We start from the raw sequence: 13,591 nt of genomic DNA, 5'->3' as shown, positions 1-13,591 counted from the left end.
GCGCGCTGGAAGTTTGAGGACGTCCGTCGGATGACGGATGGTTGGTGATTCGCGGACCCGGGATGGGTGAGATACGGTCCCGGACTGCCACACCCCACAGAGCCGCAACGCCTCACCCGGAGCCCACACGCGATGCACAAGGAGCCCATCATCGGCATCGACCTCGGCACGACGAACTCGTGCGCGGCGATCGTCGAGGACAGCGGGAACGTCAAGCTCATCCCCTACAAGGGCGGCGAGTACACCATCCCCTCCATCTTCGCCATCGACGACAAGGGCAACGAGCTCATCGGCTTCGAGGCGAAGCGCCAGTGGCAGCTCAACCCGCGCAACACCGTCTACGGCGCCAAGCGCCTCGTCGGGCTCAACTTCAGCAGTGAAGTCGTCGGCACGATGAAGAAGTCCGTGGCGTACAACATGCGCCCCGGCTCGAAGAACGACGTCACCCTGGACGTGGGCAAGAAGGAGTTCACCCTCCAGGAGATCAGCGCCAAGATTCTGGGGAAGATCCGCGAGGTCGCCTCCAACTACCTGAAGACGCCCATCAAGCGCGCGGTGGTGACGGTGCCCGCGTACTTCAACGACCGGCAGCGCCAGTCGGTGAAGGACGCCGGCAAGCTCATCGACCTGGAGGTGGTGCGCATCATCAACGAGCCCACCGCCGCGGCGCTCGCCTACGGCGTGGGCAAGGGGCTGTCGGAGAAGGTCGTCATCTACGACCTGGGCGGCGGCACCTTCGACGTCTCCATCATCGAAATCCGCGACCGCGTCTTCGAGGTGAAGTCCACCGGCGGCGACGTGTTCCTGGGCGGCATCGACTTCGACAACGCCATCATCCACCACGTCCTCAAGGACTTCGCGGCCAAGACGGGCATCGACCTGGCCACGGACCCGGTGGCCATGCAGCGCATCAAGGACCTGGCGGAGCGGACCAAGATTGATTTGTCCGCGCGCGAGGAGGTGCCCTTCAACATCCCCTTCATCACGATGACGGCGCAGGGCCAGCCGCTGAACATCGAGATGAAGTTCACGCGCAAGATGCTGGAGCAGCTGACGAACCAGCTGGTCGACCGCACCCTCCAGATGGTGGCGCGCGTGCTGGTGGACTCCGGCCTGTCCACCAAGGACATTGACGAAGTGATGCTGGTGGGCGGCCAGACGCGCATGCCCGTCGTGCAGGACCGGCTCACCAAGTTCTTTGGCAAGCCGCCCAGCAAGGGCGTCCACCCGGACGAGGCCGTGGCCATTGGCGCCGCGCTCTACGCGCACTCGCTCCAGGACGACACCAACCTGCGCATCCAGCTGTTGGACGTGATTCCCATGGCCATTGGCCTGGAGCGCGGCGACGGCGGCTTCCACGTCGTCTTCCCGCGCAACGCGTCCATCCCCAACGCGAAGCAGCTGCTGGCCACGACGAGCATCGACAACCAGACCGAGCTCGCCATGCGCATCTACCAGGGCGACCACGACACGGTGGCGCGCAACGACCTGCTGGGTGAGTTCACCTTCTCCGGCATCCTGCCCGCCAAGGCCGGCACGGTGAACGTGGAGATCATCTTCGACGTGAGCGTGGAGGGCATCCTCACCATGCGCGCGAAGGACCCCGCCTCCGGCCGCGAGATGAAGACCACGGTGCGCGTCACGCAGAGCTGACGCACCGGGCGCCACAAACACCACGGCGCCCCTGCCTGCTGTGAGGCGAGGGGCGCCGGGTGGGATGCAACGACCGCCGAGGGAAACCTCAGGCGGTCTTCTTTTCCTTCTCCATGACGATCTGCGGGGGCTCGTGCTTGGTGATCACCTGTTCGGTGATCTTGCACTCCTTGACGCCCTCGCGGAACGGCACGTCGTACATGATCTCCAGCATCGCGTCCTCCATGATGGCGCGCAGGCCGCGCGCTCCGGAGTGACGGCGCATCGCCTCGCGAGCGATGGCGCGCAGCGCTTCCTTGGTGAAGGTGAGCTTCACCTTCTCGATCTCGAACATCTTCTGGTACTGCTTCACCAGGGCGTTCTTCGGGATCGTGAGGATGGTGACGAGGTCATCCTCCTTCAGGTCGTTGAGCGTCGCGATCATCGGCAGACGGCCGATGAACTCCGGGATCATCCCGAACTTCATCAGGTCTTCCGGCTCCGTCATGGCCAGCAGCTCACCCACGCTGCGCTCTTCCTTGTGGGTGATCTTCGCGCCGAAGCCCAGGCCCTTCTCACCCACGCGGCGCTTGATCACGCCGTCGATGCCGTGGAAGGCACCGCCGCAGATGAAGAGGATGTTCGTCGTGTCGACCTGGACGTACTCCTGCTGGTTGTACTTCTTGCCGCCGCGCGGGGTGACGTTGGCGCGGGTGCCTTCGATGATCTTCAGGAGGGCCTGCTGCACGCCCTCGCCGCCCACGTCGCGGGTGGCGCTGGGCATGTCGCCCTTGCGCGCGATCTTGTCGATCTCGTCGATGTAGACGATGCCGCGCGCGGCCTTCTCCACGTCGTAGTCGGCGTTGTGGAGGAGGTTCTGGATGATGTTCTCGACGTCCTCACCCACGTAGCCGGCCTCGGTGAGGCTGGTGGCGTCCGCGATGGTGAAGGGAACGTTGAGGAAGCGCGCCAGGGACTGCGCGAGCAGCGTCTTGCCCGAGCCCGTGGGGCCGATGAGCAGGATGTTGCTCTTCTGCAGCTCCACGTCCTCGCCGCCAGGGGCCTTCACTCCGGGGCGCGGCCGGGCGGCCGGCTTCTTCTGGTAGATGCGCTTGTAGTGGTTGTAGACCGCGACGGAGAGGACCTTCTTCGCCTGGTCCTGACCGATGACGTAGTCATCGAGGAACGCCTTGATCTCCAGTGGCGTGGGCAGGCTGACCTGCGGCTTGCCCTCCTCGCGTTCGTTCTCGTCCGCGATGATGTCGTTACACAGCTTGATGCACTCGTCGCAGATGTAGACCGTGGGTCCGGCGATGAGCTTCCGAACCTCGCGCTGCGATTTGCCGCAGAACGAGCAGGACAGGTTGACGTGGTGCTCCTTCTTCACTGCCGCCTCCGAGTTCGCCGGTCCCGGTTCGGGACCTTCTCCGCCGACCACCGCACTCCACCACCCGCGAAGCCGCCCACGTCTTTCGACGGCTCCAGGCCCACCTGCTACAGGCCCTGAACCCACTATAGGGCCCTCCCCTCCGGGCAGGAAGCCCGTCAGGAGTGCCCTTTCCCAGGAGCGTTCAGCCCAGGTCAACGGGTCGGTCTTGGATAACAGCGACTCAAGCGTCCGTCACGCTCGACGCGATCTCTTCGACATCGTCCGCGAGGGCGGCCGCCCGCTCGGCGACAGCGTTGGGGACTCGACGGCTTCCCGCCAGCTCGGAGGCGAGCTTGCGCGCCATCTGCGCCAGTTTCCGCACCTGGAGGCTCTCCGGGGGCGGCTCCGGCGGGGGCCGGGGGAAGCGCTCGGTGAACTCCTTCTTGAGCTCCGTGGGGGACTTCTCCGGGCTCCAGATGCTGTCGCGCAGGGACTTGTATTCGGTGGGGGACAGCTGGCCCCGCTCCTCGGCGTCGGCCAGGACTTCCACCACCTCGAAGGCGGGGGCCTTTTCCGGGAACTCGTGCTGCTGGAGCTCTTCCGGGGCTTCGTGCTTGGCCAGGAAGCTGAACGAGCGCGTGAGCTTCAGCGCGGTCTGCTTCTTGATGTGCAGTTCCTTGAGGCAGTAGGCCTCGAAGGAGGCGTGGCCCCACTCCTCGTACTTGGCTTCGTCCCGGACCTGGACGAGCAGCTTGCCCAGCTCCGCCCAGGTGGACTTGAAGCGCTTGGCGGCGAGCAGGACGGTGTGGCGGAACGTCCCCGGGGGGACGCTCATGGCCTTCTTGGCGATTTCGACTTCGGCGACAGAGGCGGACATGCCTGTTGTATCGGGCACGTCCGGGGGGTGGGCAAGAAAGTCGCCCTACCCCCGCTTGCCGATATTGAACGAAAGCCCCACGGTGGCGCGCTCGCCGTCGTAGGCCTTGAAGGGCCACTTCTTCAGCTCCGCGAAGAGGCACTCGTAGAGCGGGCCCTGCTTGAACTGGGGGTTGTCCACCCAGAGCTTGTTCACGCGGCCGTCGTTCCCGATGACGAACTCCATGGGAATCTTCGCGGCCAGGCCGGGCGTGCGCTCGGCCTCTTCCTTGAAGCAGCGGAAGAGCTTGGACTGGTTGCCGGCGACGACGCGGTTGATGGCGCCCTGGTCGAACTGCTGGGCCATCTCCAGGCCGTCGGGATCCGTGGAGACGCTGCCCGTCCTGGGCGGCCGGCTGGCGGCGGCGCTGGCCACCGCGCCACTGCTCCCTGTCTTGGGGGTGGCACTGCCCTGCCCCTGGGGGCGATCCGGGCGGCGCGGGTCGTTGGACGGGTAGGCGAAGAGGTCCTCGTCGTCCCCCCGGGCCTGGGCCAGGCGGATGGTGGGCGGGTCCATGGTGATGCCGTCGCCCTCCTCCGTCGCGCCGAACAGGCCGTACACGGCGGCGTTGCGCGCCAGGTACCAGCCGGTGACGCCCAGAAGGAGCGCCACGCCCGCGGCGACGCCGGCCAGCAGCTTCACGCGCTTCTGGTTGCGGGCCTGCTCCACGAGCATCGTCTGGGCGACGCGGCCCTGCGCCTCGTAGCGAGCGATGTGCACCTGGAAGGCGGCGGTGTCCCGGAGCGTCCGGAACTCCCGCTCACCGGCCGGGGCCACCGGGCTGTCCGGGGTCAGCTCCCCCGTGTAGAGCTTCTCCACCACCTGGGACGCGGTGATGGGCCCCAGCACCAGGTCGCCCTGCCGGAAAAGCCACTGCCCATCATTGTCCATCGCGAGTTCTTGAGCGGCCAGCATTCGCGCGGGAGTATCGTGTTTCTCCCGCCGACATCGCAACGCCGTGGCCAGGCCCTCGCTCAAACGAATTCCCGCCGTACTGTGGACTTGGTATCGCGGCGGAAACTTCCGCGGCTTCCAGCGCCAGGTGGAAGGCCCCACGGTCCAGGACGCGCTCGAGGACGCCCTGGAGCAGGCAGGCTCACCGGCGACGGTGATGCCGTCCGGGCGCACCGACCGGGGCGTGCACGCGCGGATGCAGGTCATCAGCCTGCGCCTCAACGAGGACGTGCCCCTGGACTCGCTGCCCGCGAGGCTTACGCCGCACCTGTCCCCGGACGTGGGGCTGTGCCTCGCGAAGCGGCCCCCGGGCGCCTTCCACGCCCAGTGGAGCGCGAGCGGCAAGGAGTACCGCTACCACCTGACGCTGGGCGCGCCGCCCCCGGAGGCGTGGCGGCCGTATGCGCTGGACGTGGCGGCGGATGAGACGCTCCAGCCCGGGCGCCGGGTGACGCCGGAGAAGCTGGAGGCGCTGCTCGCCCGCGCCGTGGGCACGCGGGACTTCACCGCGTTCCACGAGCGCTCCAGTCCCCAGAAGCCGCGCACGCTCGCGTCCGCCACCCTGCGGGAGCTGGGCGGAGGGCTCTTCGAGGCGAGGCTGGAGGGAGACGGCTTCGCGCGCTACCAGGTGCGGTACCTGGTGGGCAGCGCGCTGAAGGTGGCCGCGGGGCTCCTGTCCGAGGAGCAGTGGCACGCGGCGCTGGATGCGGGGAGTTCCCTGGCCGGCTTCAAGGCCCCGGCGCATGGGCTGGTGCTGTGGGAGGTCCGCTATCCTTCCGCGGTGGACCCCTTCGGGCCCGGCGAGCGCCTCCACCCGCCCGGTCTGCCCGACGCGCCACCCTTCATGGGAGCGCCGCCGGGCTGACGTCGCGCTTTCAGTCCACGAAGCGCGCTTCGTACTTCGCCAGCAGATCCGAGATGGCCTCCCGGAGGTACTCGCTCTGACGGATGCGCGTGGTGCGCGACAGCTCCTTCAGGGCGTCCAGCTTCTCGCGGTTGAGACGAAACACGACCGAGGTGAGGCGGGGATTCATGTCCAAGTGCGTGGCCTCCGACAGATGCACACACCCTCTCACAATGTCGGACAACCTCAAGAAAACAACCTACGAGGCCGAACCCACCGGGATGATCCACTGCAACCCGGTGAAGAGCTCGGTGTCCGCGCGCAGTCCGGAGCCGAACCCGAACGTGAAGCCGAGCCCGCCGTACAGCGCGAAATGATCCGAGAGGGTGTGTCTGGCGCCGAACCCTATGCGAGGCCCCAGCCAGGGCCCAGAAATCGGACGCACGGAAACACCGAGATCGAAGAAGGTCCGCCAGGACTCGGATCCGAAGACGCTGCGGTAGCCGGTGATCAGCGCCAGCTCCTCCCCGGGGCGGCCGGTGCTGCCGCGCGCGAGGAGGAACACCTCGTCCCCCTCGTAGCCGACGGTGAGCCCCACCCCCAGATCCAGGTGCCCGGCGAGCCCGGACACGGCGGAGTCCCCGCTGATCCGTTCGGTGTACGAGGCCCCGGGCCCCACGGTGAGGATCAGCGAGCGCTGGCGCGCGTAGGGCCCGTCGTCCACGAACTCCGCGGCGGCGGCGGGGGTGGCCGACGCCAGGCTCGAGGCGATCAGGACGGCGGGGAGCCGCTTCACCCCACCACCGGGAGCTTGAAGCCCTCGGCGCGCCCCTGCCCTGCCCCGGCCGCGGGGGTGATGCCGGCGGCCTCGTTGAGGCGGCCGGAGCGGAAGGGCTCCAGGTCCAGGGCCACGAACTTGAAGCCCAGGGACTTGAAGGCGCCGTTGATCCGCTCGCGGATGCCGGCTTCAAAGAAGCGCGGGTACTCCTCGCTGGCCAGCTCGATGCGCGCCACGTCCTGGTGGTAGCGCACGCGGAACTGCTTGAAGTCCAGGGCGCGCAGCTCCGACTCCGCGGCGGCGATCTGCAGGAGCCGGTCGCGCGTCACGGACGTGCCGTAGGGGATGCGCGACGCCAGACACGCCATCTGCGGCTTGTCCCAGGTGGGCAGCCCCAGCTTGCGGCTCCACGCCCGGATTTCATCCTTGGTGAGCCCCGCCTGGGCCAGGGGGGACGACACCTGGTGCTCCTTCGCGGCCTTGTGGCCGGGGCGGTGATCCTTGAAGTCGTCCGCGTTGAAGCCGTCCAGCACCACGGAGAGGCCCAGCTCCGCGCGCTTCGCCTCGCAGAGGTCGTACAGCTCCGTCTTGCAGAAGTAGCAGCGGTTGGTGGGGTTGGCGGCGTAGTTGGGGTTCGCCAGCTCGTTGCTGGAGACGACGACGTGCCGGGCGCCCAGGCGGTCCGCCAGCTCGCGCGCCTCGCGCTCCTCCTCCGGGGCGACGGAGGCGGACAGCGCGGTGAGCGCCAGGGCGCGCTCGCCCAGCACCTCCGCCGCGATGGCGAGGACGAAGGTGGAGTCCACGCCACCGGAGAACGCCACCAGCGCGCTGCCGTGGGCGCGCAGGGCTTCGCGCATCGCCTCCAGCTTGGGGCGGGACGCTTCACAGAGGGCTTCAATCCGCTCGGGGCTCAGCATGGGGAACTCCTAAAACGGAAGGGCCCCGGATTGCACGCGCATCGCGCGAGCAACCTGGAGCCCTTCGACAGTCAGGGGACGACGGGGGCCCTAGCGGGCCTTGCCCTTCGCGGCCTTCTTCTTCGCCGCGGGGGCCGGCTTGCCCACGCGGGCGGCGCGGGTGGCCGGACGCGCCTTGGCGCCCTTGGAACCCTTGTCCGCCTTGGGCGTCTTCGCGGCCTTCACGGCGGCGACCCGGGCGGGGGCCTCCTCCTCGTCGCGGCGGGCCTTCTTCGCCGGCAGCGGGTTGGCCTTCATCTTCTTGCCGGTGATGATCTTCAGCTCGTCCGTCGTCATCAGGCCCAGGTCCAGCAGGGCCTGGAAGATCTTCGTGCCGCCGTCCTCCACCGACTCCGAGTCGGAGTAGATGGTCACCTCGGGCGAGGTGGGCGGCTCGTAGGGCTCCGTGATGCCGATGAAGTTCGGGATCTCGCCGTTGAGCGCCTTCTTGTACTTGCCGGTGGTGTCGCGCTCGATGAGCTTCTCCGTGGGGCAGTCGACGTAGACCTCCACGTACTTGCCCACCGAGCGGCGCACTTCCTCACGGCTCGACTTGTAGGGGCTCACGCAGGGGACGAGCACCGCCGTGCCGTTGCGGGCCAGGAGGCCGGCGACGAAGCCCAGGCGGCGCACCACCATGTTGCGCTCGTCCTTGGTGTCGCCGATGCCGGCCCACAGGTCGTTCTGGAGTTCGCCCTCGTCGAGGACCTCCACGTTGCGTCCGACCTGCCGGAGGCGCGCCGCGATGTACGCGGCCGTCGTGCTCTTCCCGGTCCCGGACATGCCGGTCAGCCAGAGGGTGAATCCAGTGTTGGGGGCCATAAGGGTTCAAACTCCCTGCGTCCGGAGCGCTTCTTGCACGCGGCGTGGGACGCGGCAGATCCAATTGACCGCCGCTTTATAGACGAAAACCCAGTGACTTGACAATTCGGACCCACCTTTCCGCAGGTGGGGTTGGTCGCCGGGCAAGTTCCCGCCCTTACACGGGTTTTTCAAACCTGAAATCCGCCAATGGAAGCGGAACAGTCTGAAAACCACCCATGCTCCAAACCGACTGGGAAGCGGAGGCCGCCCGGCCTCCGTGTATGGCGACTACAATATATGACACCCGGGGCAGGAGCGCGATTCCCGACGGAGCGGCCTGTCGGCGGTCTTCAATGGAGAACACTGCGGGCGTGTCCACGTGCGAGTGGAAGACACAGGCCACCGCCTCCTGGCGCGCGTCCGCGTCCAGGCACACCCGGAGCCACGCCTCCGGCGCGAAGGCATAGGCGATGCGTGGCGTGGGGGAGGCGTTGGGCAGGGGGACGACCCGCCAGGAGTCCCCCTCCCCCGCCCCGCTCCGGAGGATCACGCCGCAGCCCTCCTGGGGCCACGCGGCCTCCAGGTGGCGGATCATCCGGGCGAGGACTTCCGGAGGGGCGTCGCGGATCAAATCGATCAGGGCTTCGCTTCCGCCGCCGCAGCGCAGCGCGAGCACCGGCGCGGCTCCAGGTCCGTCATCGCGCCCGGCGCGCTCAGCCACCTGCCGCCCAGCGACGGGCCCATCCCCAGCCGCAGCCGCTGGAACACCAGCGCCCCCAGGGCGCCCAGGGCCACGCCCATCGCCCCGTCCGGCGGCGTGCCCAGGTGGCGCACCGTCTCTCCGAAGCACCAGACGCAGCCGTCCTTGTCCCGGAACACCACCGCGCCGCGCGCGCCGTCACCGCCCAGCGCGACCCAGGGGGCCTCGCCGCTCCAGGCCGCCGGCAGCTCCGCGAGCAGTCCGCCGCCGGGCGTGCCCACCGCGTCCGGGTTCACCTCCGGCACCACGCGCGCCAGCACCTCCGCCACCGGCTGGCCCACGTCCCCCGCCGACGCGAGGAACCCCGGCGACCAGGGGCCCATGGTCAGCGAGCCCACGCCCGTCACCGGGGTGCCGCCGCCAGCCAGGTACGCCGTGGCGGTGAGGCCGGACGCGCCCAGCCCGTCCACGCGCGCGCCGCCCGACAGCAGCGCCTCCTGCCCTCGCCCGCCCACGTCCCGCAGGAGGATCTGCCGGGAGTAGCGCAGGATCTGATCCTCGCGCAGCGCCATGGCGCTCCTTCAGCCCCCCGCCATGGCGGGGATGAGGGTGATGCGGTCCGCGTCCTTCACCGGCGTGTCCAGGGCCTTGAGCCCGCGCACGTCCTCGTCGTTGAGGAAGATGTTCACGTACCGGCGCACGGCGCCCTTGTCGTCGAAGAGGCGCGCGCCCATGCCGGGGTAGCGCACCTCCAGGTCGCGCAGCACGTCGCCCACGGTGGCGCCGGCGGCCTGGACCTCCGCCTGGTTGCGCGTGAGCGTCCGCATGGGTGTGGGAATGCGAATCGTGGCCATGGCTTATCTCCCCCGCTTTCGGATGATCAACCGGTGCGTGCCGTCCCCGCGCGGATCCAGGGACACCACGTCGTGGCCCTCATCCTTCGCGCTGCGGGGCACGTTCTTCAAGGGCTCATCGCCCTTGAGCAGCACCTCCAGCAGCGTGTCCGGGGGCAGCGACTCCAGCTTCAGCTTGGTGCGCACGTAGGTCATCGGACACACCTCGCGGGTGATGTCCAACGTCGCCGTCACGTCGGGCATGCGGTGTCCTCCTGGGACGAGGGGAACGGGGGCAGTGACTGGATGTTGCAGCCCGGGCAGTCGGGCGCGCGCGTCACCTTCACCGTGCGCCCCTCCAGCGTCTCGCCGTCGAGCACGTGCAGCGTGGCCTGGCCCCGCGGCCCCGTCGCCGCGCCCGCCAGCAGCTCCAGCGCGAGCAGCGCCTGCACCGCGCCGATGAGCCCCGCCATCGCGCCCAGCACGCCCGCCTGCGCGCAGGTGGGCACCGCGTCCGGGGGCGGCACGTCCTCATAGAGGCAGCGCAGGCACGGGCCGCCGGGGTCGATGCGCAGGGCCTGCCCGTGCATGCGGAGCACGCCGCCGTACACCAGCGGCACGCCGGTGAGCACCGCCACGTCCGACAGGAAGAACTTGGTGGCCACGCCGTCGGTGGCGTCCACCACGAGGTCGTGCTCGCGGAAGAGGCCTTCCGCGTTGCCCGCGTCCAGCCGCTCCGGCAGGGCCTCCACGCTCAGGCCGGGGAAGGCGCGCAGGAGTCCTGCGGCGGCGGACTCCGCCTTGAAGCGGCCCACGTCCTGGGTGCGGTGCCAGAGCTGCCGGGGCAGGTTCGTCACGTCCACCCGGTCCGGATCCACCAGCGTCAGGTGGCCCACCCCGCCCTGCGCCAGCGCGAGCGACGCCGGACAGCCCAGGCCGCCTGCCCCCACCACCAGCACCCGCGCGCGTTCAATACGGGTGGCGTGGGGAATGCGCGCGTGGTGGTCGGTATCCGGCGAACCGTGCATGGGACTGGTGCTCCGCGAGGAACGAAACGAATATGGTGCGGCGACTGAACGTCCGGTCTCCTGAACTTCAGGACGTTCCCGAAGCCTTCCTACCCGTTGTCGCCACTGCCGCCGTCACAAGCGGCCCTCACCTGCCAGGACATATGAAAAACCTGACCGGCGCGCTCGTGTTTTCCACCCTGCTGTCCCTGGCTGTCGGCTGCCACAAGAACACCGGCGAGAGCCCCGACGCGGCCACGCAGACTGGCACCGTCAAGGAGGAGCTCCAGGCGGACCGCGCCGCCGCCCCTGCCCCGGAGGCCACCGCCGAGGCCGGCACGAAGGACGCGAGCGCCGTGAGCTACGACTCGGGCGCCAGCGACCGCCTGGCCCTGGAGGCCTGCGTGGACGGCTGGCTCAAGTCCCACAACCTGGACAAGTACGGCAGCCAGAAGGGCACGATGTACGCGGGCGGCACGCCCCTGTTCGACGAGCGCACGGGCGAGACCACCGACCGCCTGGACTTCGTCCTCTCCCGCCAGCCCGAGGCGAAGAAGGCGTGCGTGGACGAAGGCGCCCCCAAGTAGCGCGCCCCCGTCTGGCCCGAGCCGCGGGGCCGCACCCGCCAGGATGCCGACCTGGCGGCTTGCCGGGAATTCCGCTCCCGGGGAAGGTCCCGTAAGCTGCCGCTCGCATGGACAGCGACCTCCGACCCGGCGACGACCATCCGGCCCACGACCTGAAGGCCCGCGTCCGCGCCGTGCTGGAGCGCCGCAACCTCACGGACAACGTGTCCGCGGAGCAGGCGGCCGCCTCCTGGGAGCAGGACCGCTTCGTCGCCCGGGCGCGCGCGCTGTTCTACGCGCGGATGATGTTCCTCACGTTGGGCCTGCTCATCCTCGCGGTGCCCGCATGGAGCGGCTACTTCGGCTTCAACGGGCCCATCTCCTTCCTGGGCTACTTCGCGATGCTCATCTACAGCGTCGCGAACCTGCTCGTCATCGACCACCCGAAGGCGGGCCGGTGGGTGACGTACCTGTCGCTCTGCTTCGACCTGCTGATCACCGTGGTGCTCATCGCCCGGCCCCAGGTGGGCGGCGGCCTCCAGAGTCCGCTGCTGGCGACGCAGCTCCTGTTCACCACCCTCTTCGCCATCCTCTTCCCCAAGCCGCTGGCCATCCTGCCGCCGCTGCTGGCGCTGCCCATCACCACGCGGTTGGACCTGCTCCTCAACCGCTCCGTGACGGCGGTGGAGCTGCTCACGCTGCTCTGGTACCTGGGGCTCAACTTCATCATCGTCTACGTGCTCGTGTACCTGAACGAGCGCGAGGCCACCGCGCACCGCGAGGTGGTGTCCCTGCAGGGCGACCTGAAGGAGCTGGCGGTGGTGGAGGAGCGCAACCGGCTGGCGCGTGAAATCCACGACGGCCTGGGCGCGTCGCTGTCGTCCATGATCATCCAGGCGGAGTACATCCTGAACCTCGCGCGCGAGGACGGGCTGCGCACGGAGATCCGCGAGATGAAGGCCACCGCGGAGGAGTCCATTGAAGAGCTGCGCCGCAACCTGCGGATGATGCGCGACGACTTCGAGCTGGCGCAGGGCCTGGAGGACTACGTCAAGACGTTCCGCGACCGCACCGGGCAGGACATCCGCTTCGAGCGCACGGGCCTGACGCGCAAGCTGCCCCCGGACGCGCAGCTGGCGCTGTTCCGCATCCTCCAGGAGTGCCTGTCCAACGCCGCGAAGCACGCCGAGGCGAAGGAGGTCCAGGTGCGCCTGGACTTCAGCGCGGAGGGCGTGCACCTGGTGGTCCGCGACAACGGCAAGGGCTTCGACCCGGGCCGCACGCCGCGTGGCCACTACGGCCTGCTCAACATGCGTGAGCGGGCCATGAAGCTCGGGGGTTCCATCGTGGTGGACTCGGCGCCCGGCGCCGGAGCCCAGGTGGCCTTCTCCCTTCCCTGTCTTTCCGCCTGACACGCACCGGAGATCCGCCCCGTGGACCCGACTTCCAGCGCCGCCCCCCTCCCCATCCGCGTGTTCGTCGTGGAGGACCAGACCAAGATCTTGAAGAACCAGCTGCGCCTCTTCGAGGGCCACCCGGACATCGAGATCGTGGGCACCGCCCTGTCCGGTGAGGCCGCGCTGGCGGAGGTGGAGCGCGATCAGCCGGACGTGCTGCTCCTGGACCTGGGGCTGCCGCGCATGAGCGGCATCGACGTGACGCGCGAGGTGAAGGCGCGCTTCCCGAAGGTGGAGATCCTGATCTTCACCATCTTCGACGAGGAGGACAAAGTCCTGGAGGCCGTGAAGGCGGGCGCGTCCGGCTACCTGCTCAAGGGCGCGACGGTGGACAAGATCGTGGAGGCCATCAAGGAGGTGCGCGCGGGCGGCACGGTCATCCAGCCGAACCTCGCGCGGCGCCTCCTGCGCCACTTCCGCGTGGAGCCGGACACCGCGCCCGTGCCCACCGAGCCGCTGCCCGTGGCGCCGGCCGCCGCGGAGTCCGCCGCCGCGGAGGCGTCCGCGCAAGAGCCGCTGCTCAAGCCGCTGTCGGACCGGGAGCGGGAGATCCTCCAGCTCATCGCCAAGGGCGTGTCCAACAGCGAGGCGGCCCGGCTGCTGTCGCTCTCCAAGGCGACCATCCGCACGCACCTGGAGCACATCTACCGGAAACTCGAAGTGACGAACCGCGTGGAGGCCGTCACCGAGGGCATCCGCAAGGGCCTCATCTCCGTCTAGTAGCGGGCCCTGATGGGTCGGGCCGCTTCTTTTCACGGACGACGCGGTGCATGGC

17 protein-coding genes are annotated in these 13,591 nt (G+C 69.1%); 5 read left to right on the top strand and 12 right to left on the bottom strand.

Translation table 11 applies throughout. The features are described from left to right. The first annotated feature begins 132 nt into the window (after nt 1-132). Complete coding sequence (locus NR792_RS06655) at nt 133-1,653, top strand: Hsp70 family protein (protein WP_375759220.1); 1,521 nt, start codon at nt 133-135, stop codon at nt 1,651-1,653. Nucleotides 1,654-1,741: 88 nt separating this feature from the next. On the opposite strand, the gene clpX is transcribed toward NR792_RS06655, so the two are convergent. From clpX to NR792_RS06640, 3 genes are all read right to left on the bottom strand, one after another. After that, complete coding sequence (gene clpX, locus NR792_RS06650) at nt 1,742-3,019, bottom strand: ATP-dependent Clp protease ATP-binding subunit ClpX (protein WP_014396705.1); 1,278 nt, start codon at nt 3,017-3,019, stop codon at nt 1,742-1,744. Between the two features lie 223 nt (nt 3,020-3,242). Next, on the bottom strand, nt 3,243-3,896 hold the full coding sequence (locus NR792_RS06645; protein WP_207056414.1) for a hypothetical protein: 654 nt from the start codon (nt 3,894-3,896) through the stop codon (nt 3,243-3,245). A 27-nt stretch (nt 3,897-3,923) separates the two neighbouring features. Beyond that, a complete protein-coding gene (locus NR792_RS06640) occupies nt 3,924-4,832 on the bottom strand; it encodes an AgmX/PglI C-terminal domain-containing protein (protein ID WP_375759219.1) in 909 nt (302 codons plus the stop codon). A gap of 43 nt (nt 4,833-4,875) precedes the next feature. Between NR792_RS06640 and NR792_RS06635 the strand changes: the two genes are divergently transcribed. Then, nucleotides 4,876-5,736, top strand: a complete 861-nt coding sequence (locus tag NR792_RS06635) for a tRNA pseudouridine synthase A (protein ID WP_375759218.1) — start codon at nt 4,876-4,878, stop codon at nt 5,734-5,736. A 10-nt stretch (nt 5,737-5,746) separates the two neighbouring features. Here the strand turns inward: NR792_RS06635 and NR792_RS06630 are convergent, their stop codons facing one another. The 9 genes from NR792_RS06630 to NR792_RS06590 all read right to left on the bottom strand — a co-directional run bounded on the left by NR792_RS06630 (nt 5,747) and on the right by NR792_RS06590 (nt 10,814). Then, the gene (locus tag NR792_RS06630) at nt 5,747-5,911 is read right to left on the bottom strand and encodes a ribbon-helix-helix domain-containing protein (protein ID WP_014396701.1); all 165 of its coding nucleotides are present in this window, start codon (nt 5,909-5,911) and stop codon (nt 5,747-5,749) included. Nucleotides 5,912-5,974: 63 nt separating this feature from the next. Further along, nucleotides 5,975-6,511: a hypothetical protein gene (locus NR792_RS06625; protein WP_375759217.1), complete on the bottom strand. Its 537-nt coding sequence runs from the start codon at nt 6,509-6,511 to the stop codon at nt 5,975-5,977. Continuing rightward, the gene (gene larE, locus NR792_RS06620; protein ID WP_375759216.1) at nt 6,508-7,410 is read right to left on the bottom strand and encodes an ATP-dependent sacrificial sulfur transferase LarE; all 903 of its coding nucleotides are present in this window, start codon (nt 7,408-7,410) and stop codon (nt 6,508-6,510) included. Before larE ends, NR792_RS06625 begins: the two co-directional genes overlap by 4 nt. Nucleotides 7,411-7,500: 90 nt before the next feature. Continuing rightward, entirely contained in the window at nt 7,501-8,271 is a 771-nt protein-coding gene (cysC, locus tag NR792_RS06615; protein WP_375759215.1) for an adenylyl-sulfate kinase, read from the bottom strand. 157 nt (nt 8,272-8,428) lie between these two features. Continuing rightward, on the bottom strand, nt 8,429-8,929 hold the full coding sequence (locus NR792_RS06610) for a Mov34/MPN/PAD-1 family protein (RefSeq protein WP_375759214.1): 501 nt from the start codon (nt 8,927-8,929) through the stop codon (nt 8,429-8,431). Further along, complete coding sequence (locus NR792_RS06605; RefSeq protein ID WP_375759213.1) at nt 8,890-9,525, bottom strand: ThiF family adenylyltransferase; 636 nt, start codon at nt 9,523-9,525, stop codon at nt 8,890-8,892. The genes NR792_RS06610 and NR792_RS06605 overlap by 40 nt, the downstream gene beginning before the upstream one ends. Before the next feature lie 9 nt (nt 9,526-9,534). Next, nucleotides 9,535-9,807: a ubiquitin-like small modifier protein 1 gene (locus tag NR792_RS06600; protein ID WP_375759212.1), complete on the bottom strand. Its 273-nt coding sequence runs from the start codon at nt 9,805-9,807 to the stop codon at nt 9,535-9,537. 3 nt (nt 9,808-9,810) lie between these two features. After that, nucleotides 9,811-10,050, bottom strand: a complete 240-nt coding sequence (locus tag NR792_RS06595) for a sulfurtransferase TusA family protein (protein ID WP_206794147.1) — start codon at nt 10,048-10,050, stop codon at nt 9,811-9,813. Then, on the bottom strand, nt 10,038-10,814 hold the full coding sequence (locus tag NR792_RS06590) for a ThiF family adenylyltransferase (RefSeq protein ID WP_375759211.1): 777 nt from the start codon (nt 10,812-10,814) through the stop codon (nt 10,038-10,040). Before NR792_RS06590 ends, NR792_RS06595 begins: the two co-directional genes overlap by 13 nt. A 143-nt stretch (nt 10,815-10,957) precedes the next feature. Here NR792_RS06590 and NR792_RS06585 point away from each other — a divergent pair, with 143 nt between their 5' ends. The 3 genes from NR792_RS06585 to NR792_RS06575 all read left to right on the top strand — a co-directional run bounded on the left by NR792_RS06585 (nt 10,958) and on the right by NR792_RS06575 (nt 13,536). Further along, the gene (locus NR792_RS06585; protein ID WP_375759210.1) at nt 10,958-11,380 is read left to right on the top strand and encodes a hypothetical protein; all 423 of its coding nucleotides are present in this window, start codon (nt 10,958-10,960) and stop codon (nt 11,378-11,380) included. Nucleotides 11,381-11,487: 107 nt separating this feature from the next. Further along, nucleotides 11,488-12,771, top strand: a complete 1,284-nt coding sequence (locus NR792_RS06580) for a sensor histidine kinase (protein ID WP_375759209.1) — start codon at nt 11,488-11,490, stop codon at nt 12,769-12,771. A 21-nt stretch (nt 12,772-12,792) separates the two neighbouring features. Next, the gene (locus NR792_RS06575; protein WP_375759208.1) at nt 12,793-13,536 is read left to right on the top strand and encodes a response regulator; all 744 of its coding nucleotides are present in this window, start codon (nt 12,793-12,795) and stop codon (nt 13,534-13,536) included. Nucleotides 13,537-13,591 lie beyond the last annotated feature (55 nt).

This window comes from Corallococcus exercitus, from assembly GCF_042231735.1.
In the GTDB taxonomy this organism is placed as follows: domain Bacteria; phylum Myxococcota; class Myxococcia; order Myxococcales; family Myxococcaceae; genus Corallococcus; species Corallococcus exercitus_B.
The sequence above is the reverse complement of the archived record's forward strand: the minus strand, read 5'-3'. Positions and strand labels throughout refer to the sequence as shown.